Annotated in this window: 23 protein-coding genes; 17 read left to right on the top strand and 6 right to left on the bottom strand. The window is 38.1% G+C overall.

The genetic code is table 11. The features are described 5' to 3' along the window. The first annotated feature begins 92 nt into the window (after positions 1-92). From JNUCC25_RS20180 to JNUCC25_RS20130, 11 genes are all read left to right on the top strand, one after another. On the top strand, positions 93-638 hold the full coding sequence (locus tag JNUCC25_RS20180; protein WP_050691585.1) for a hypothetical protein: 546 nt from the start codon (positions 93-95) through the stop codon (positions 636-638). A 159-nt stretch (positions 639-797) separates the two neighbouring features. Next, complete coding sequence (locus JNUCC25_RS20175) at positions 798-1286, top strand: hypothetical protein (protein ID WP_013058707.1); 489 nt, start codon at positions 798-800, stop codon at positions 1284-1286. A gap of 140 nt (positions 1287-1426) precedes the next feature. Further along, complete coding sequence (locus JNUCC25_RS20170) at positions 1427-2053, top strand: FMN-dependent NADH-azoreductase (protein ID WP_013058706.1); 627 nt, start codon at positions 1427-1429, stop codon at positions 2051-2053. Between the two features lie 254 nt (positions 2054-2307). Beyond that, positions 2308-2805, top strand: coding sequence for a PTS sugar transporter subunit IIA (locus JNUCC25_RS20165; RefSeq protein ID WP_013084668.1), 498 nt, complete (start codon positions 2308-2310; stop codon positions 2803-2805). Positions 2806-2842: 37 nt separating this feature from the next. Then, positions 2843-3670 (top strand): PRD domain-containing protein, encoded by an 828-nt coding sequence (locus JNUCC25_RS20160; protein WP_454222393.1) that lies wholly within the window; start codon positions 2843-2845, stop codon positions 3668-3670. A 178-nt stretch (positions 3671-3848) separates the two neighbouring features. Beyond that, entirely contained in the window at positions 3849-5228 is a 1380-nt protein-coding gene (locus JNUCC25_RS20155) for a sucrose-specific PTS transporter subunit IIBC (RefSeq protein WP_029323925.1), read from the top strand. A gap of 505 nt (positions 5229-5733) precedes the next feature. Further along, positions 5734-6552, top strand: a complete 819-nt coding sequence (yidC, locus tag JNUCC25_RS20150) for a membrane protein insertase YidC (protein WP_013058701.1) — start codon at positions 5734-5736, stop codon at positions 6550-6552. Positions 6553-6913: 361 nt separating this feature from the next. After that, positions 6914-8119 carry a TolB family protein gene (locus JNUCC25_RS20145; protein WP_035439114.1) on the top strand — a complete coding sequence of 402 codons (1206 nt, stop codon included), beginning with the start codon at positions 6914-6916 and terminating at the stop codon, positions 8117-8119. Between the two features lie 35 nt (positions 8120-8154). Next, a complete protein-coding gene (locus JNUCC25_RS20140) occupies positions 8155-8664 on the top strand; it encodes a GNAT family N-acetyltransferase (protein ID WP_013058699.1) in 510 nt (169 codons plus the stop codon). Positions 8665-8783: 119 nt separating this feature from the next. Next, positions 8784-9626: an ATP-binding cassette domain-containing protein gene (locus tag JNUCC25_RS20135; protein WP_013058698.1), complete on the top strand. Its 843-nt coding sequence runs from the start codon at positions 8784-8786 to the stop codon at positions 9624-9626. Position 9627: 1 nt separating this feature from the next. Next, positions 9628-10314: a hypothetical protein gene (locus tag JNUCC25_RS20130; RefSeq protein ID WP_057273894.1), complete on the top strand. Its 687-nt coding sequence runs from the start codon at positions 9628-9630 to the stop codon at positions 10312-10314. 27 nt (positions 10315-10341) lie between these two features. On the opposite strand, the gene JNUCC25_RS20125 is transcribed toward JNUCC25_RS20130, so the two are convergent. The 3 genes from JNUCC25_RS20125 to JNUCC25_RS20115 all read right to left on the bottom strand — a co-directional run bounded on the left by JNUCC25_RS20125 (position 10342) and on the right by JNUCC25_RS20115 (position 12718). Continuing rightward, positions 10342-11160 (bottom strand): glycerophosphodiester phosphodiesterase family protein, encoded by an 819-nt coding sequence (locus JNUCC25_RS20125; protein WP_013058696.1) that lies wholly within the window; start codon positions 11158-11160, stop codon positions 10342-10344. A 128-nt stretch (positions 11161-11288) separates the two neighbouring features. Further along, the gene (locus JNUCC25_RS20120; RefSeq protein WP_029323918.1) at positions 11289-11912 is read right to left on the bottom strand and encodes a class F sortase; all 624 of its coding nucleotides are present in this window, start codon (positions 11910-11912) and stop codon (positions 11289-11291) included. Beyond that, entirely contained in the window at positions 11909-12718 is an 810-nt protein-coding gene (locus JNUCC25_RS20115) for a DUF4397 domain-containing protein (RefSeq protein ID WP_013058694.1), read from the bottom strand. The genes JNUCC25_RS20120 and JNUCC25_RS20115 overlap by 4 nt, the downstream gene beginning before the upstream one ends. A 258-nt stretch (positions 12719-12976) precedes the next feature. Between JNUCC25_RS20115 and JNUCC25_RS20110 the strand changes: the two genes are divergently transcribed. The 5 genes from JNUCC25_RS20110 to JNUCC25_RS20090 all read left to right on the top strand — a co-directional run bounded on the left by JNUCC25_RS20110 (position 12977) and on the right by JNUCC25_RS20090 (position 16884). Further along, on the top strand, positions 12977-13867 hold the full coding sequence (locus JNUCC25_RS20110) for a YitT family protein (protein ID WP_029323915.1): 891 nt from the start codon (positions 12977-12979) through the stop codon (positions 13865-13867). 224 nt (positions 13868-14091) lie between these two features. Next, entirely contained in the window at positions 14092-14847 is a 756-nt protein-coding gene (locus JNUCC25_RS20105) for an alpha/beta family hydrolase (protein WP_029323914.1), read from the top strand. A gap of 107 nt (positions 14848-14954) precedes the next feature. Then, positions 14955-15323 (top strand): GntR family transcriptional regulator, encoded by a 369-nt coding sequence (locus JNUCC25_RS20100; protein ID WP_013058691.1) that lies wholly within the window; start codon positions 14955-14957, stop codon positions 15321-15323. Further along, positions 15320-16189, top strand: a complete 870-nt coding sequence (locus JNUCC25_RS20095) for an ABC transporter ATP-binding protein (protein ID WP_064472062.1) — start codon at positions 15320-15322, stop codon at positions 16187-16189. The genes JNUCC25_RS20100 and JNUCC25_RS20095 overlap by 4 nt, the downstream gene beginning before the upstream one ends. Beyond that, positions 16189-16884 carry a hypothetical protein gene (locus JNUCC25_RS20090; protein ID WP_029323910.1) on the top strand — a complete coding sequence of 232 codons (696 nt, stop codon included), beginning with the start codon at positions 16189-16191 and terminating at the stop codon, positions 16882-16884. The genes JNUCC25_RS20095 and JNUCC25_RS20090 overlap by 1 nt, the downstream gene beginning before the upstream one ends. A 39-nt stretch (positions 16885-16923) precedes the next feature. On the opposite strand, the gene JNUCC25_RS20085 is transcribed toward JNUCC25_RS20090, so the two are convergent. Then, positions 16924-17526: a DUF3885 domain-containing protein gene (locus JNUCC25_RS20085; RefSeq protein WP_013058688.1), complete on the bottom strand. Its 603-nt coding sequence runs from the start codon at positions 17524-17526 to the stop codon at positions 16924-16926. Positions 17527-17753: 227 nt separating this feature from the next. Between JNUCC25_RS20085 and JNUCC25_RS20080 the strand changes: the two genes are divergently transcribed. Next, the gene (locus JNUCC25_RS20080; protein WP_253880635.1) at positions 17754-18125 is read left to right on the top strand and encodes a hypothetical protein; all 372 of its coding nucleotides are present in this window, start codon (positions 17754-17756) and stop codon (positions 18123-18125) included. 6 nt (positions 18126-18131) lie between these two features. Here JNUCC25_RS20080 and JNUCC25_RS20075 read toward each other — a convergent pair whose 3' ends face one another. Together JNUCC25_RS20075 and JNUCC25_RS20070 are read right to left on the bottom strand one after the other, a co-directional pair. Next, positions 18132-19259: a Ger(x)C family spore germination protein gene (locus JNUCC25_RS20075; RefSeq protein ID WP_454222387.1), complete on the bottom strand. Its 1128-nt coding sequence runs from the start codon at positions 19257-19259 to the stop codon at positions 18132-18134. After that, complete coding sequence (locus tag JNUCC25_RS20070; RefSeq protein ID WP_064472060.1) at positions 19256-20359, bottom strand: GerAB/ArcD/ProY family transporter; 1104 nt, start codon at positions 20357-20359, stop codon at positions 19256-19258. The genes JNUCC25_RS20075 and JNUCC25_RS20070 overlap by 4 nt, the downstream gene beginning before the upstream one ends. Positions 20360-20367 lie beyond the last annotated feature (8 nt).

The following is a 20367-nucleotide window of genomic DNA, read 5'->3' as shown; positions in this document are numbered from 1 at the left end:
GGTATACGGATAGATTAACGAATAAGAGACACAGGATATTAGGAAAATAATAGATAGAGATTAATAGAATCATAACGTAGAGAGGTGTGTTTATGATTATAGGGGCAAGTGTGACAGCATTTTTATTATTATGGTGGACAATTTTTTATAGCGGGCGCTACTATCATTATGTTTCAGAGCCTGTTGGCAAAAGAATTTCCCTTCACGTAGGAATACATGTCACCTTAGTGGTTGGAGTGAATGCATGTCTCTGGCTTGAGCAGCCGCTGCTTTTTTCTAGCATTTTAGCAGGGTGTGCAGGACTAGGAGCTGGATGGTTTGTAGGGATTCCTTTTTCGGTAAAAAGTATTTTAAGCGGAATAATGGGGGGCATAGGAACAGGTGTTAGTTTTTATATCTCTATGAGCATGTGGATGGATCAATTTAACTGGCTATCTTTTTTATTGATAGGAACGAGCGTTATTTTTAGCGGAAGCTCGTTATTTCAAGTGTTAAAATCGATTCCGTCATTTGAAAAGGTACTGGTAAAAATGTGGGTTCAGCATCCTTTTCTAATAGCTCCTATTTTGATTACCGTATTTTGGCTGTATAATTTTATTGAAAAATATTTCCCGCAAGCAGATCCAACACGCAAGTAGTTTCCGTGTTGGATTTATTATTTCCTCCGGTAAGGCTCCCCTTTGAGCTCATCAAGTTTGACACGTACAATTAGTCTATAGAAGGTAAAAGTAGACATTCACCTATCTTCATTATGATGCATATTGTAACGTAGCAAGCATTATAAAGGGGGAGTGCGTATGTATCCATATCAATACGATCCACGTTTTCAAAATTTGTTTCCACCTGGAGGAGGTCAAGGGTTTCCATCGTTTCCACCTGGAGGAGGCCAAGGATTTCCGCCACCGCCACCTGGAGGAGGAGGCCAAGGATTTCCGCCACCGCCACCTGGAGGAGGAGGTCAAGGGTTTCCACCGCCACCACCTGGAGGAGGGGGCCAAGGGTTTCCCCCGCAGGGAGGAGCGCAGCCGCCTTCAAGTCCACCGCCAGCTTTTACACCTACACCAAAGCTAGGTTCAGGAGGTCCATCGCTTTATGCTGTTGATCCAGGCGCTATTTCAGGATGCTTATACCGATATACCTATATATGGCCGAGAAATGGTCGACCTTACTGGTTTTACCCAACCTTTGTAGGCAGACGCTCAGTTGCAGGATATCGCTGGACAGGATCTTTCTGGGTGTATGCTGGGGTAGATGTAAATCAAATTCGAGAATTTCAATGTGTATAAAACTCCGCTTGCGGAGTTTTTTTGTGCGAAAAGGTTGACGCATAAAAAATGGCGTTATATAATAAATCTCGAATTAAAGATAATTTGTTTAGTAATATCTCGAACTAATGATAATAGACACTTTTTAGGAGATGACATTTATGGCAAATGTATTATATGTAAAAGTAAATCCGCAGGTTGATGAAGCATCATTTTCAACTCGTTTAGCACAGGTTTTCTTAGATGAGTATAAAACAGCAAACCCGACTGATACAGTGACAACGCTTGATCTGTATAAAGAAACAGTTCCATTCATTGATGGAGATGTTTTAGCGGCATGGGGAAAAGCTGGAGCTGGTGAAGAATTATCAACCGTTGAATTAGAAAAAGTAACGCGTATGGGTGAATTAGTAGAGCAGTTTTTACAAGCTGACAAAGTTATTTTCTCAGCTCCAATGTGGAACTTAAGCTTCCCTCCACTAATGAAAGCATATATTGATAACATTTTAATTGCAGGAAAAACGTTTAAATATACTGAAAATGGTCCAGTAGGATTAGCTTCAGATAAAAAAGTAGTATTACTAGAAGCTCGTGGAGGAGTGTATTCAGAAGGCCCTGCGGCAGAGCTAGAATTTACTCAAAGCTATTTACGTACAGTGATGAGCTTTATTGGTGTTCAAGATTTCCAACTGGTTGTTGCAGAAGGCATGGCTTACACACCAGCAGAAGCAGACAATATTCTAGCAAAAGCATCTGAAAAAGCAAAAGAAGTTGCATCAACGTTCTAATGTCAAAAGCCCTTTAAAAGGGCTTTTTTTAGGTTTAAAATTCAATATCCCGCCTTCGGAAAATATGTAAAGGGTTACATAAAATGCAGCGTAGAGAACGTACTTCTTATAAAAACGATTATACATTTTTATTTACAAGACAAAAAAAGCATGGTTAAATAATGACCATGTTAACGTAACATCGGGATAGGGGAAGTTTTTCTGCAGAATCATTGGGGTATGCTACAAGTACAATCTAAAAAAGGGTGATTGAGATGTTTAAAAAATTATTTGGTAATAAGACAAAATCAAAAGAAACAACCGTTCTAGCTCCGCTTTCAGGTAATATCCTGCCAATAAGCGAAGTGCCAGATCCAGTGTTCGCACAGAAGATGATGGGAGACGGTTTTGCAATCGAACCTTCAGAAGGACAAGTTGTTTCACCTGTTGCTGGGGAAGTCGTTCAGCTTTTCCATACAAAACACGCGGTAGGCTTAAAAACAGAAGCCGGTACGGAAGTATTAATACATATCGGCCTTGAAACAGTGGCAATGGAAGGCGAAGGATTCGAAGCTCACGTGGCACAAGGTGACAAAGTAAGTGTAGGAACACCTCTTATCACATTTGATTTAGCGCTTATTCAAGAAAAAGCGAAAAGCATTATCACACCAATCGTTATTACAAACAGTGATGCAAGTGAAAGTTTCGAAATTTTGGCTCAAGGGACGGTTCAAAAAGGCGAAACGGCTTGTGCAAAAGTAACGATGAAGTAATAAGCAAGGCCTTTTCCTTTAAGAAAGGAGAGCGCATTTGAAGATTTTAAAAGTGTTAAATAACAACGCCGTTGTCTTTAAGGAAGGCGGAGTTGAAAAAATTGCGATGGGTCCCGGTATTGCTTTTCAAAAAGGTAAAAATGATCTTATTAATGCTGCAAAAGTGGAGAAAGTCTTTGTCATGAAAGAAGAACAGGAAAAGTTTCAGGAACTATTAAAAAACCTTCCTGAAGAGCATATTCAAGTGGCGGAAGAAATCATTTCTTATGCTGAGCAGCAGCTTTCTGCTACGTTAAGTCATCATGTGCATATTGCTTTGAGCGATCATTTATCTTTTGCTGTTGAAAGGATAGCCCGCGGTATTTTCATCCAAAATAAATTGCTTAATGAAATTAAATCTCTCTATCAGCCTGAGTATGCAATAGGAGTATGGGCTCTTCAGCATATCAAAAAGAGATTAGATATCACGATGCCGGTTGACGAAGCGGGATATATTGCGCTTCATATTCATACGGCGAAACTGAATTCACCGGGAATGCAGCAGCTCATGATGAATACAACGATTATTAATGAAATGGTTACGATTATAAAAAAAGAGCTGAATACGGAGATTGATGAAAACAGCATGTCCTATCAGCGGCTGCTGACTCACTTGCGCTTTGCGTTAAACCGTTTAGCGCAAAATGAACCTTTTCATGAAATGGATGAAGAGATGCTCGACGTATTAAAAGTCAAATATAAAAAATCGTATCAGTGTGCTGAAACGATAAAGCAATTTGTCAAAGATGAGTACGAAATTAATTTTCCAGAAGCGGAGCTAGGATACATTACGCTTCACATTTGCCGAATAGAGCAAAGAATATAGAAAAAAACATTGACGAATATTGTTGCTTTGAGTACAATGAAAGCGTATTAATTGAATAATCGGGATTGTGACTGGTAAAGCAGGCAAGACCTAGAATGCGCATGAAGGACAAGTGTGTCTTTTATAAGCGTGTTTTAGGTCTTGCTTTTTTTATGACATACAAAAAGGAGGAAGTAAGATGGACGTAAAAGAAATTGCTAAAAAACTTGTTCCGCTTTTAGGAGGAAAAGAAAATATTGCTAGTGCGCAGCACTGTGCTACGCGTTTGCGCCTAGTTATTCGAGATGAAAGCAAAATCGATCAAAAAGGTTTAGATGAAATAGAAGATGTAAAAGGGGCTTTTTCAAATTCAGGACAGTTTCAAATCATTTTTGGAACCGGTCTCGTTAATAAAATCCACGCTGCTTTTGTGAAAGAATTAGGTGCTGACGAGGCTGCTGCCCCAGCGGATCATCAAAAAGAAATGAAAAAGAAAATGAACCCATTCGCCCGTTTTGCCCGCATGCTTTCCAATATTTTTGTTCCGATTATTCCAGCCATTGTAGCCAGTGGTTTACTAATGGGACTGCTCGGGATGATGAAAGCGTTCCACTGGGTCTCAAAAGATAGCGCGTTGTTTGTGTTGTTGGATATGTTCTCAGGCGCAGCATTTATCATTTTACCGATTTTAATCGGGTTTTCAGCTGCAAAAGAATTTGGTTCAAATCCTTATCTGGGAGCGGTTATCGGCGGGATCTTAACGCATCCGATGTTATTAAATCCGTGGACATTAGCAGATGCTAAGCCAGAATATATGGATTTGTTTGGCTTAAGTATTCCGCTGATTGGCTATCAAGGTACGGTCGTTCCGATTTTATTGGCTATCTACGTCATGAGCAAAATTGAAAAGGGACTCCGGAAAATTGTGCCGAATTCGGTTGATTTACTTGTTACGCCTTTTTTAACTGTTATTATCACAGGCTTTGTGTCACTTGTGTTTATTGGTCCTTTCGGTCGCTATATTGGAGATTTAATTTCGATCAGCCTTCAGTCTCTATACGATGTAGCCGGAGTGTTTGCAGGAATTTTGTTTGGTGGCTTATATTCCACCATTGTATTGACAGGCTTGCAGCACAGTTTTCATGCTATTGAAGCAGGACTGCTTGCTAATCCGAAGATTGGCGTTAACTTCTTACTTCCTATTTGGGCCTGCGCGAATGTGGCGCAAGGAGGAGCAGGGCTGGCTGTTTACTTTAAGACGAAAAATGCCAAAACGAAAAAAATTGCGATTCCAGCGGCTATTTCTTCCTTCTTAGGAATTACAGAACCGATTATTTTCGGCGTCAACTTAAGACTTCGCAAGCCATTTATTGCGGCGGCTATAGGCGGAGCAGCCGGAGGAGGCTATGTTGTACTTATGCACGTAGTAGCCAATGCCTACGGACTCACAGGTATTCCAATGATGGCCATTGCTGCACCGCTTGGTATGAGCAATTTAATTCACTATATAATCGGCATGATTATTTCTGTAGGTGTAGCATTCGGCGTTACGTGGTTCATGAAACTAAAAGAAGACTGAGAAGCAGCGGTAAGCATACGAGAATAAAGAATGGTATTAGATTTGCTCATCATATTTTATGGTGAGCAAATTTTGTGTCGTAAATATGAAACTTTTTAAAAAGTAATACGTAGAACAGCCAAAGAGATAAGTTGATGTTGTGTAACAGGAACGTAAATGCTACACTACATATATTGGATTGTACTATTATAGTCAGAAAGAGAGCTGGCACATGGAATTTTATCACGATCTTTTTCTATATGCGCCGTATTTATCTGCTTTCGTTTTATACATCCTTTGTTATTATATGCTTCGTGAAGCTAGGTTTACGGCTTTTCATGCGGAACCTGTCACCGACCATGTGAATGCAGGGATTGACCCTTCAGTATTAACAATATGGAAAAGACGAAATGTATTTATACATGTGTATAGAAAAACACCAGTTAAAGAGAAGAATAATGATGAAGAAGATCCTTTCCTTCTGAAAAACACTTCATACATTTAGTCATTATTAGGAGGAAAGAATATGAAAAGAAATAAAAAATTATTATTGCTTGGTTTAATGGGAGCGCTTCTTTTAGCTCTAGCCGGCTGTAGCAGTACAAAAACACCGGTCACGGCTACAAGCGGCGGATTCTGGGATCATTATTTTGTTTACCCTTTATCTATGGCATTAACGAAAATTGCTGAGTGGGCAGGCGGAAGCTATGGTCTGTCTATTATTATTGCGACGGTTATCATTCGTTTAGTTCTATTGCCACTTATTTTAAAACAGCAAAAGAGCACGATGGCTATGCAAGCACTTCGTCCAGAGATGGAAAAGATTCAAAAGAAATATGCTGGTAAAAAAGATCCTGAAACACAGCAAAAGCAGCAAAAAGAAATGATGCAGCTTTACCAAACGCATAAAATTAATCCGGTTGGCGGATGTTTGCCAATCTTTATTCAAATGCCTATTATTATCGCATTTTATAATGCCATTGCACGAACGCATGAAATTGCGCAGCATTCATTCTTATGGGTAAGTTTAGGAAAGCCAGATCCTTACTTCATTTTACCGGTAGTTGCAGCGATTACGACATTCTTACAAATTCGTGTAAGTATGACGGATGAAATTCAACCTCCAATGAAAATGATGATGAACATTATGCCAATCTTCATCTTAGTAGCGGGAATTTCACTTCCATCTGCTCTTGCATTATATTGGGTAATTGGTAACTTATTCGGAATTGGACAAGGTTACTACTTGAAAAAACGTATGAGTTTATTAAAAGAAAAAGATGCGGCTAATAATACAGCACAAGCTAAAACAAAGCCATCACCAAAATCTAAGTCAAAATCATAATATACAAAAAGCGCAGCTATTCGCTGCGCTTTTTTATTTTTTTAAAACAGGCTGGGACAAAAGTAGTTTAGCCGAAGTGAAAAACGAACCATTAATCAAAATATTTGATTAGTGGTTTGTTTTTTTTGTTATGGTGAACGGAGATTTCATCTATTTCGTTGCTTCTAGCAGTTGATTGGAGGGCTAGACGAAGTCTTGCACGGAAATCAACTGCGGTGTCACAAGAGGTTCAGCTCATGTATCCCATTTGTTCGTCTTTCGATTAAATTCATTTCGTTATGTCTTAACCTCTTTTATTTTTTCAAAAATGTGATGAGATGAGGAGATTTGTGTAACGCTATAAAAAAAGACAGGAGTGAACATGGTGAAAAAAATAGCGTTATGTCTGCTTTTTCTTATGTTGTTCCCTATGCAAATAAATGCTGCCAATACAGTGAAAGTCAGTTTTATACGGCAAGGAAACCTATGGGTATATGATAACGGTACCGAAAGGCAGTTATCCTATGCCCGTCATGCCTCTATGCCTCAATGGTCATCACATGGAGATATAGTTGCTTATGCAGAAAATGATTCTTTAATGATTGCACCGTTAAAAGGAAAGCCGTTACTTGTTGAACATGATGTGACTCATTATCAATGGTCACCGGTTGCTGAGGAACTTGCGTATATTTCGAATGGAATCTTAGTATATTACAACGTTAAAACGCATGAAAAGAAGCGTGTAGCCGTAGGAGTTGATCAGTTTTCATGGTTTCCAGAAGGAGATCGATTTTTAATTACGTCAGCTGCTGCGCTGGCGCCGACCGGATGGGGACCGGTAAAGCTATATACAGTGAGCAAATATGCAGGGTTAGACGTAAAAAAAGTGGAGGCTTTTACGACGCTGCCAGCAGAAAATGATTCATTTTTTGCCTATACAACAAGCAGCTTCAAATGGTCTCCTAACGGTCAATGGATTAGTTTTATTGCTATTCCAACGGCTTCGATGTCTGCAGATGCAAATAAGCTGTGCATCATTACAAAAGAAGGGAAAGCTTTTCAAGTAGTGGGAGATATGCTTAATGTACCCAATTGGTTTAAGTGGAGTAATGAAGAGCCAGTACTGGCATTTATTAATGGGGAAGGAAGGTTTGCCACTGAAAATAAAAAGTTCACTTTAAAAGAGATGCCGGTTTTTAAAGAACATGTGTTTACTCCAAATGGCTTCGCAGATTGGGATTTTACTTGGACAGAAAAAGATAACATCATCATTTCACGTGTGCCCGAAGCAGGGTGGTCGAATGATGAAAAAAAGAGGCCACTGCCTTTTTTGTATAGCATGAACGTAAAGACCAATAAGCAAAGTCAGTTCACATTTCCACAAAAAGGCTTAGGAGATTATGCGCCTGTTTATCATAAAGCAACGAATCAAACGATGTGGATTCGTACAAATCGAAAACAAGCAAATCTTTTAACACGCGTAAAAGACACGAAAAATGATAAGGTACTTATTTCAGGCTTAGACCTGCCGGAAAATTATTATGAGCTGTATCGGTGGAATGAAGTATTTAGCGTGTACAACCCTTAATAGCTAATTAAAACATAAGAAACTAAGGTGAAAAAATGAATATACGATTGTTGGTAAAAGAAGACGCTGACGCGTACTTTGAACTCCGTCTTCGTGCTTTAAAAGATCATCCCGAAAGTTTTATTTTAAGTTATGAAGAAGAATATGAAAAAGAAATTGCTGACATCCGAAATTATTTTCCAAGCAGTCAATCAGAATTTGTAGTAGGAGCTTTTATAGAAAAACAGCTTGTGGGGATCGTAGGGTTTCAGCAGCAAAAGCCTTTAAAAGTTCAGCATAAAGGAGATATTTGGGGGATGTACGTAGCCCCTGAAGCAAGGGGGAAAGGTCTTGGAAAGAAGCTGTTAAAAACCGCTGTTGAACAAGCTTTTTCAAAAACAAATGTTTTGCAAATCTACCTGGCCGTCGCTGCTAAAAATGAAGGAGCAAAAGTCCTATACAAAAGCCTCGGTTTTACTTCTTATGCGTATGAAAAAAGAGCTCTTCAAGTAGATGGTGAATTTATCGATGAAGAGCATATGGTATTGTGTATGAAAAGCCTTTGATCATATCAAAGGCTTTTTTGTGCGGGAAAAATTTAGCTGAAACGTATAGAGATGGAAGCACATTTCCCATAAATATGCTATGATTTAACATATAGGATTATGGAGAGGCGAGGCAGCAGATGGAAAAACTGATTGAATTAAAAAATGTTGCAAAAGTATACAAAAAACATACCGTATTAGAAAACATTCACACGACCCTTTATAAAGGAGAGACTGTCGCGATTGTTGGAAAAAACGGTGCGGGAAAAAGTACGTTTTTAAAGCTAATTGGCGGATTATCTAAACCGACTAAAGGGACAATTCACCTTCATAAAGAAACCGGTACGCCTGGATTTGTGGTGGAACAATTTCCTCAGGAGCTGCGTTTTACGCTAGCAGGTTATCTGCAGCACATGGGGCGAATTCAAGGATTGTCTAAGAAAAAGCGCAGCTCTAGAATTGAAGAACTGCTCGAAACTTTCGAAATGGTAGAGTTTAGACATGAAGAAATCATTTCTTTTTCAAAAGGAATGAAGCAAAAAGTCAACATGATGCAAGCACTGCTGAGTTCTTCTAAGCTGCTATTGCTTGATGAACCTCTATCAGGATTAGATGCTCGTGCTCAGCTAGAAGTAGAACGGATTTTTACAAAGCTCAAAGAACGAGGGATGACCATTGTATTTACGTGTCATGAAGAAAGGCTCATTCATGCTGTAGCCGATCGTGTTATCACCATTGGCTCACAGCGCATTTTAAAAAATGAGCGCGTTCAACTCATTGAGCATTTAACGGTTATTGAGGCAAATGTCATTCTCAATAAGCCGCTTCGTTTATTAAAAGAAAAGTGCACGAAAATTGAACAGCACGGAAACTACTGGATTTTTTATATAGATAAAAAATATGTAAATGAGTTTCTTGCAGAATTGCTTGCTGTTCAAGCTGAAGTTGTAAAGCTATATCATATGGAAAGGGAAGAAATTTAAGATGGGTGCATTGATTCGCTATCATTTTATTACATACATTAAATCGTATCGATATATTCCGCCGCTTGCACTTTATATTATTTCGCTGTGTATGAACTATACATATAGACCGAACCCGGTGCTTGATAGCTTTTTTAATACGGCACTTTTCCTCTTTTTTCTAACCACTTGGTTTACGATGTCGCTGTTTCACGCAGAAGATTCCAGTCAAGAAGTTATTACAAAACTTCATGTAGGGAAAAAGAACAAGTACTTTATGAGCAAGCTTATTACCTGTATGCTGCTGTTTACGTTTTTATCAGCGGTTTCTATTGCTTATCCCGTGCTGCTTGATATGTTTGAAGTGGATATATCCACTAAGCAAATGGTGTTTGGGTTTATTATTCACTGGACGTTTAGTTTGCTTGGTATGAGCATAGGTCTTGTTTTTACAAGAGATGTTGTAAGAGAAGGCAGCTTATCATGGTTTGGACCTCTATTTATTTTAATCGTTACGCTTGCAGCGGCAGGCGTCTCATTTCCGTATCAAGGAGGCGGACTGCTGCTGTATGTGTTGCCACCCGTATCTGCAATCATTCAATTTATTAACGAAGGATTAAACAAATTTTTGGTGTTTGGCTGGGCTTTGCTTTATGCCATAGCATTAATTAGCCTGTACTTGTGGAGAGCGAATAGAAGAGATGTATAAAGAATAAACACTTGCCGCGGCAAGTGTTTATTTATTATGAAGCACGTTATAAAGACGATCCGGGTAATTAGTAAACATACCGGTTACGCCCCACTCGATAAGCGTTCTCATTTGTTTTTCGTCATTTACTGTATAAGGATGAACGTCTAAATCGTACGAGCGAGCTTTTTGTACATATGGTTTTGTCAGCGTGTTTGCGTTCGGACCGATGCCGTTCGCGTACGTTTTGATTTGTCTGAACTGCTGATCTGTTAACATATTGGTTTGCTTAGAACGAATCAGTTGAATTAGTTTCATAGTAGGTCGGTATCGATGGACGGTTTTTAAGCTTTCAGGACTAAATGATTGTACAATGACGTGATTGGTATGAATGTTGTACTTAGCCATCAACGTCAACAATTCCTTTTCCATACCTGGATATTCATGAGGAGATTTTGTTTCAATATAATAGTTTGTTCGATTGCCAAACGTACGGAATATTTCTTCTAAAGTTGGAATGACGGCTTTTTTATTACCTTTTCCTGCGTTCAAACGCTGAAGCTGCTTCACTGTATATTGTTTTACATATCCTGTTCCATTTGTCGTTCGGTCAACTTTGTAGTCATGAATTGCTACAAGCTGCTGATCTTTAGACATGTGAAGATCAAGTTCAATGTAATCCGCTTTTTGCTGGACGGCCGCGAGATAAGATTGCATCGTATGCTCTGGCTCATACCCTGATGCGCCTCGATGAGCAATAATGGCTACTTTTTCTGCTTGAATAGAAGCTGCCTGCGTATGTATAAACATAAAAATGCCGCATAAACAAAGAGTGAGTGAGCTTACAAACCACCATTTTCGTCTCATATCAAAACTCCTTTTTATTGAGGGGTCATGCATTAGTTTACTAGTGAGATGTTGTGTTCATATTAAGGCTGTGTAAATATTTAAATAAAACGAACCAGTATGTAATTAAAAGTAATAAACGCCGATGTTTAGTGAGAAACATCGGCTGTTTTTTCCGGGCGAAGGCTTGTATAAATAACGAGCCTTCGCTCATGAGTTTTCTGTTTATGATCAAACGTTCCCGTACAGGTGATTAAATTAAGCTGGTGTTGAAAAGTTGGACCGAAAATCTCTCTGATAGGAGCAGAATCTCGGGGATAAGAAGCTTTATTGGTAACAACAAAGGTCAGCTGATCCCCTTGCTGATCGGTTACAAAAATTTCATCTCCTTTTGTGAGCTTGTCGAGATGATAGAAGATAGCGGGTCCTTTTTGATCATCAACATGTCCTGCAATGACCGCATTTCCTTCCTCTCCGGGTCTTGCTCCAAGCTTAAACCAAGCTACATCATGACCATTATCAGGAACGCTCATTTCACCTTGGTTAGTAAGGCCCATTCCTTTTATGAAAGCCTTAATATGAAGCTTCGGAATAATAAGCTGAGATGGAAGAGGCGTAGAAGCGTTTCCTGAAGGTGTCAAGGATTGAGCCGATTTTGTTTCAGCCATCTTCACAACAAAATCCGTCGAGCCGTTTGCAATTGCTGGTTGGGCAAACCAGCTGCTCATGAATAGTATAAAAGAAAAGGTGAAAACCCCTCCTATCCATTTCATTCGCTTTCGTATCCTCTGTGACGACGAACAACAAATATAGCGACCGCTCCAATTCCTAATAAAGTAAGAACTGGCACAATTGAATTATAATTATCCTGTGAAGCACCGCCCATACCTGTTTTTGGCATTTCGGAAGGCATAGCCGTATTATCTTTTAATAAAAGCGTTTCAAGACTGTCGGCTTTGTTAATAGCGAGCACTGTGTAGACCGTGTTAGCTTCTAAATTAAGGTTTGGAATGTCCAGTACTTTTTTATTGTCTTGACTAGTTGCGATGGTTAAATCATAGGTTCCGGCATCTACTTCAGAATAATTTGTCATTTGTTTAAAGGCAGTGTCTTTAAACAAAGTAGGGCCGTGATTAATACCTACATTAACAGCGGGAGCATCTGGAGAAAAGTGAGCAATTCGAATTTTACTCTTTCCTTTAGCTACGTTCATATCATCTTGAGCTACTTTTAATTCTAAGTGTGCAACTTGGTTAATAGCAGCAAGAGTATAGGCCTTGTTTGCTTCGACGGTTACATTAGTGGAAATGACAGGTTTTTCTTTTCCTTTTGTACCTATGGCGTATACCTCTATTTTATGAGACCCCGCAGGTACTTTAAGGTAATCTGTCACATCTTTAAACGATGCGCCGACTACGATGCTTTGATTGTCCACATATATATCTACTTCAGGTGCATCAGGTGACGCATGCACAACTCGTATCATCGCCTCCTGCACAGCTGCAGAAGTGAAATTATCTGAAAAAGCTAGCAATAAAACTGCGAGTAAAGAAGCAGCAATAATCTTTACACGGTTCATAACGTTTTACTCTCCTTTTAATCTAAGTTTGTCCTGTTAGTCCCGTATGAAAAGTGGTGGGCATGCATTCACTTTTGAACATGATCGGGCATTTATTCACTTGTTATCATCTACAATTTTATCCAATATATGCATAATTTATTTCATTAGATGAAATTTTGTAAAAGAGCAGGTAAATAGTTTGAATTTTGTGATAATATTAAAAGAGAGGGTTTGGTTAGTAGTTGATGTCTCTATCATAAAAGGAGGGGAAGTTATGTGCTGCAAACGGATCATGAAATAAAAAAGGTTGTTCATCGTTCGCTATCAGCTAAAATGATTGTAAAGCGCATGCTGTTTATTTTAGTGGGAGCCCTTTTAATGGCCGTCGGGCTAGAATTTTTTCTTGTCCCTAATGAGGTTATTGACGGTGGAATTGTAGGTATATCTATTATTTTATCCCACTTAACGGATGTTCAAATCGGCTTTTATATCTTCGTATTAAATCTTCCATTCTTTTTTATTGGCTACAAGCAAATTGGAAAAACATTTGCGCTATCTACGCTTTTAGGTGTTATCATTCTATCCATTGCTACCTCTATTTTTCACGACTTACCGGTCTTAACAGGTGATCCTCTTTTAGCCACTGTGTTTGGCGGAATTGTTCTCGGTGTGGGAGTAGGAATTGTTATTCGGTACGGAGGTTCGCTAGACGGCACCGAGATATTAGCTATTTTATTTAATAAGCGTACGCCTTTCTCTGTAGGTGAGACGATTATGTTTTTTAATTTATTTATTTTGGGAAGTGCCGGTTTTGTATTTGGCTGGGATCGCGCTATGTATTCTTTAATGGCTTACTTCATTGCTTTTAAAACGATTGATATTGTGATTCAAGGGTTAGATGAGTCTAAGTCAGCTTGGATTATCAGTGAACAATATGAACAAATTGGCGAAGCAATTCTTGCTCGTTTAGGGAGAGGCGTCACGTATTTAAATGGGGAAGGGGCGTATACGGGAGATGATAAAAAAGTAATTTTTTGTGTTATTACCAGGCTTGAAGAAGCAAAGCTAAAAGCGATTATCGATGAGATAGATCCATCTGCTTTTTTTGCTGTAGCAGCTATTGCTGAAGTTAGAGGAGGGAGGTTTAAGAAACGAGATATTCATTAGTGAAGGTTGTCTGCTAATGAGGCTGTCCCGTTATTACATGCAGCAGCCTTTTAAATTTTCTCTCTTTGTTTCGAGTATATGGAATGGTTTATGTCACTTCTGCTGCGTCCTGCTTTGGGCATATCGAACCTCTCTTTTTTCTTGTATATCTTTAAAACAAACATGTAAAATGTCTAAAAGATATAAAAAGAGTACATAGTAAAAAAACAGAAAGAGGGAGTGACATGAAAAAAACGTTAAAAACATTAGGAGTCGGTCTTGCTGTTCTTGTTGCAGTAACCGTGTCTTTTTTTGTCATATGGTCAGGTTTTGATTATGAACCTTCAAAGCAGCTTCACTCACTAGTAGATGAGAAAAAAGTAGTGAAGAAAGACGATTATTACGTATTCAAGCCTCAAACGAACAAAGAGATAAAAGCCGGCTATATTATTTATCAAGGTGCTAAAGTAGAGCCGTTAGCATATGGCTATTATGCTCAGCAAATTGCAAATGAAGGATATCTTGTTGCTGTTGTAGATTCTCCGTTTAATATGAGTTTTTTTAGTCAAAACAAAGCAACGGATATTGTGAAGAGCTACCCGAAGATTTCCGCATGGTTTATCGGAGGGCATTCCCTTGGAGGAGTGAGTGCAGCCTCTTATGCGTATGATCATCAAGATTCAATAAAAGGCTTAGTTCTTTTAGCATCGTATCCGATGAATAAAAATAATTTTTCAACTTCCACTTATCCTATTTTGTCTTTAACCGGTGAGAAAGATGGTTTGTCGACGCCTGGAAAAATTAAAGAAACCAAGCATTTACTTTCAAAAAATACGGAGCTGGTCCAAGTAAAAGGAGCTAATCACGCACAGTTTGGAATGTACGGGAAACAAAAAGGCGACAACAAAGCCAGTATTTCCACTAAAGAGCAGCAGGATGAGCTAGTAAAAAGAACGGTCAAGTGGTTAAACAGTCAAATGAAAAAGTCCGTCAGTAACTAACTGACGGACTTTTTTTCTTTTTTTTTGGAAATAACGCTTGAAAAAATAACCAGTCAGTTATATAGTTAGTTACATGAGTAATGAACCACTTAAGTGAGGTAGTCAAAATGAAACAATCACTAGATCATCAGCGACCAATTTTCCAACAAATCAAAGAAACCATCGAAGAGAATATTTTGAATGATGCTTTTCCAGAAGAAGAAAGAGTACCGTCTACGAATGAGTTTGCCAAAATGTATCGCATTAACCCTGCAACGGCAGCTAAAGGAATTAATCAGCTAGTTGACCACGGAATATTGTATAAAAAGAGAGGGATAGGGATGTTTGTATGTGCGGGCGCCAAAGAAGTATTGCTTACACAAAGAAAAGAAGAATTTTATAACCGTTTTATCGTTCCCCTGAAAAAAGAAGCACAGCATTTGGGGATTACGGTAAACGAGCTAAAAGAGCTGTTAGACAAGGGGGAAATAAAATGAATATAGAAGCGCAGCTGTTAAATAAATGCTATGGGTCTAAACAAGTGTTAAAAGACATTTCACTTACGCTAGCACAAAATAAAATATACGGGTTGCTAGGTAGAAACGGAGCCGGCAAAACGACTCTGATGCAAATTGTAGCAGGACATATTCCAGTTACGACAGGAGAGGTAAAAGTGGGAAATCAATCTCCATTTGAAAACCGCTCTGTTTTGCAAAACATCTGCTTAATTAACGAAAGCGGAAATTTCAAAAAAACATTAAAAGTCAAAGACGTGCTAAAAATTGCGTCACTTTTTTATCCTTACTGGAGTGAAGAAGCTGCTGAGAGGCTTATGGAAGAGTTCGATTTAGATTGTAATATGAAAGTGAAAGCATTATCTAAAGGTATGGAATCAGCATTAGGAATTATTGTTGGGCTATCTTCTCGAACGAGCATCACAATCTTTGATGAACCTTATATTGGACTTGATGCTGCGATGCGAGCGCGTTTTTATGAGCTTTTATTGGATGAATATGAAGAATATCCACGCACGTTCATTATTTCAACGCATTTAATTGATGAGGTAAGTAATTTATTTGAAGAAGTACTCATTATGCAAGAAGGAAAGCTGATTCTTCAGGATACGGCAGAAAATTTGCAGCAGCGCTGCGTAAGTGTGAAAGGACCTAAAAGCCAAATTGAAGAATATGAAAAAGGAAAGCAAGTAATCCATGAACAAGTATTCGGAGGAGAGAAAAAAATAGTCCTCTTTAATGAAGATATTTATGCTGAAGAGCTTGTCGACAGTTCATTTCATGTAGAAGCTGTTCACATACAGGATATTATGATTTATCTTACAGCAAATCGTGGAGGTGTAGCATAATGAAAGGACAGTTTGCCGCCATTAGTTATTCGCTCTACGTTGAACTAAAGTATTTAATGATTCGCTTTTGGACGATTCTGTTAGCTTTTGTTGTAGTAGATATTTTAGTGTTCAGTCAGGTGAATGAGCATCTTCTATTAGTAACAAGTATGCCGCAGTACATCTTTTCAGGTATTGTAAGTTTTATTATCATTCGAAAAAGTTTCTCCTTTTGCTTAAAGTTAGGAGCTACTCGTAAAGCATATCTTTTAACGATGACCTGTGTTTTTGCTTTATTTGCAATTGTAATGTCCCTTATCAATGTTGTCATCATGAGCATTTCAATAAAGGTGATTAATAGTTTCAATTTAATGAATGTTCAGCTTTATTATGCGAGCGATTTTATCTTTCATGACCCTACTGTCGCTGTTCACTTTTTAACGGACGCTGTATTTATCTTTTTTATTACAGCAGCATCGTGTTTGCTCGGCAGTATCGTTTACAAATTCGGGCAAACAGGAGGGATGATCACCGGTGCTGTTTTAATTTTACTGTTTACGATTCCAGTGACAAAAGAACCGGTTATTCATTTTATAAAAAGCCTTTCGAACGGGTCGCTGTTACTTACATTCGGAACAATGGTTATCGTAAGCTTCTTATTCTTTCTTATCAACTGGCTGTTTTTAAAAAAAGCGTCTCCTGTCCATCAAGCCTAATAAAAAAGCAATCATTCCTTTACTGAATGATTGCTTTTTTTATTGTACTTTTTTAGAGCAAGCTGCATCAATATCTAGAATCCAGTCGTGAAACTTTTGCTGAAGAAGTTGAAGAGAAGACTGATTGTTCGATACAATGTCCAGTCCGCGCTCGTCGTATAGGTGGAAGATGGTTTCTTTATTCAAATTCACAATATAACACTCTTCTTCAATAGCCGGATGAATATGAAGATCGCGGTTGGCAATTGATTGCAAAAGAAGCTTTTCTTTCACATCATTTGTTTTACAGGCAATAATATACTCAGCGTTATTTAATAATGCTACGGATTGAACTTCTTGTTTCTTCAGGCGAGAGCGAATGAATTTTTTAATAGCTGTTTCTTTTTTCTTTTTTAAAAGTAAATCATCCTGTGCAGCATTCGCTTTGAAAACAAGTAACAGCTCATCATTTTTTTCATGGAGTGTCTCAAAAATTTCATAAGCGCGTGCGTACACATTTTTCATGTATTCTCGTTCCCATACGCCTTTTTGATTGGTAAGCGTAAAGCGGATACCTGCGGGCGCGTTATAAAAAAGAGGTCTTTTCATTTGAACATTTGGAAACATTGTTGTTAAGTATGATTGAAGCCGCATTGTAGTCATACGCAACACCTCATTTAGTTTAGTCCTGACTTAATATGTTGAGTTTAGTCTATCACGTGATTAGCTAAATTTGTAAAGAAGTAATGTTATTTAATCAAAAGGTAACCAAACTGTTATATTTTGTTGATTTTGCATTATTTCTTTACACAACCTTTGCGGATGAACAGGTTTTTTCATACGCCTGTCGTATTACTTAACGTAGTAAAGACGTGAAGAAAGGATGATATATGGTGAAAAAACAGCTTGTTCTTATTTCAATTATTACAGCTGCTTTCTTTGTGCTCATTTTTCACAAAACGATCTTTCAAGAAGGTAATCCTCTCCCCATTGCATGGAGTATTGTAAAATTAAAATCTTCGGGTGAAGATGTTGTTCAAATATCCGATAAGCCTAAAAGGTATCTCATTCATTCAAATGACTACTTAACGTTTATTAAACAAATGAAAAAGAAGAAAGTGAATTTTCAATATCAAGATGATAAAAAATTTTATTTTAATAACGACAATGAACGCCAGCTGTTCGTCAGCAAAAACTATACCGATAAGTTCATGATTATGGAACTAAAGAAAAAAGAGCTCACTGAAGCTGGCGTTGAGTAATAAGAGCTAATCTCTGCCCTGTGTCCCAAAATCTTTAATTTGAACCTGAATATGATAGTCGATGGTCGACTGGCTAAAAATTTCATCCCATTCATGCTGATGTTTTTTCCAAAAATGAGGATGATGAATTCGTACGTAATCATGCAGGTCAATCACATCAGCTTTGTAGTTGTTTTGCAATAAGCGGAGTGTTTTTTCTGCGTCTTTTCGAATGATTTTTCCTATTTTTTTTTCGGTGTTCTTTACATTAGAGGCGGCAAGAGCCTGTTTTGAAGTCTCCCAATCTTCTGATAGCCTGCCGCTTGTTTGAACGTTGATGTCAAAATGAATGGAGTGATTTGAATCAATGCGGGCCTTCACATCTTGCTGAACATCTCCAATTTCATAGGAAAATGGGTATGATCTGTGTTTGCCATAAATAATTCCGCCTTTAATATTCCCCGTTAACCACGTTAAACCCTCCACTTGGTGCTGAGTTAAGGTGAATTTTGCTTTTTTATCTTTTATGATTGCCGCGCCGTCTATTTCAACGCTATTTTTTATTTTAGAAAGCCGCTGTATTAAAAAGCTTTGATCGGTTTTTAACTTAGCCGATAGCTCTCCCATTGTTAGGGGATTTAGAATTTTATTCGTTTTGAATTTATTGTAAACAAGCTCGTAAATTAAGTTTACAGGCGGTACAGACATTCCTTGAATCGTTAAAACGTTTTTAGCATCGCCTTTTGTAACAAACGCAAGGCTGCTGCGCCGTATTTCATTGTCACGGACAAACTGATTGATGAGCGCATCAAGAGGGATGGTCTTGCTCGCTTTTTCTCCTATTAAAAGTGCTCGCTGATGCTGGCTGTATATAGGATCAGATTTCAGCGAAATATTTCGCGTAATTTCATGAATTGTAGGACCAGCTGTTGTAATGTTTTTGTATGGAATGGAAGAAGACATATTTCCGGATTCCGTTTCGGTTAACGTTTGATGAGTCAGCACAAGCTGGTTTTTTCCTGTTTTTGGTTCGATTTTCGATGTAATATCCATTGCCACTCCTATAACAAGAGCAAGTTGTTCAATGTTTCGATGATTTGTGCAGCCGCACAATAAAAAAATGGCCATTATGACAGGAAGACATTTTTTCGTCATTTGAACACAACCTTTTTTATTTTCATTAACATGCTGAAAAAAAGAGGGATAACTAAAAATGTCACTAAAAATGCCCAGCCTAGAACAGTTGAATAATTCGACACGTCGCTTGCTGTTTTGGGGGCTAAAGAGCTCATAAATAGAACGGGCACAAGAAAGATAATATTAGTAGTTGATCGGTTTTTGAAAATTTTTTTAAATCCTGAAACAGCTAAAAAGAAATACATTACAAAGGTTAAAAAAAACTGAAGAAGCCAGACAATAAGTAAAAATAATTCAAGCCTCTCAAAGAAAATTCCTTTTACTTCATGCGTCTGAACAAATTCAATGGTAGGCCAAACGGTTGTTTTTACTTCCGGGACGGATAACGCGCCGACAACTAATACGTAAGTGATAATATATAAAAGTAAAGGAATGGAAAATCCGATGATAGAAACTTTTCGTAAATGATTTTTGTTTTTCATATGCTTTGGAAGAAATACAATCGTTTCAATCCCTAAAAAGGAGACAGAGACGGTTGTAAAAGCAGAAAGAAGCGGACTGAAGCCATCAGCTAACACAGGCTGCAAGTTTTTTAAATCGACCATTCCAATACTAAGAAGATATAAGATAAGAAGAATAATGACCGTTACAGGGAAACATAGCGCCATTACTTTTCCGATAGAATCAATGCCGCCAGTGATTAAATAGACGCCTGTCAAAATAAACGAAAGGATAATTAACTCAATGGGCATCGTTTCCAGTAAATAAAAATGAATCATTTCTGCCATAGCTCTTACTTCAAAACTTGCTACAGATGTGAAATAAACGACTATAGAAAAATTGAATATATTTCCAATTAGCTTGCCGGTTACTTCTTGCGAGAAATCAAACATACAGCTAATCGTAAAATACTTAACCATCCAGACTAAAAAAAGAACAATTCCAATAAACAAAAGGCCGTCCATAATAAGTACAATCCATCCATCTGCATTATTTGTCTGGTTTGTAATGCTGCTTGGCAGTGTTAATAAACCGACGCCCAGCATGGTTGAAGAAATAATTGAAATGGCATAAAAGTCTGAAAGAAGCTTGCTTGATTGTGACTGTGATTGTTCCATATGGTCCT

Source organism: Priestia sp. JNUCC 25 (assembly GCF_053667915.1).
Note: the sequence above shows the minus strand (reverse complement) of the source record. Positions and strands in the feature narration are given on the sequence as shown.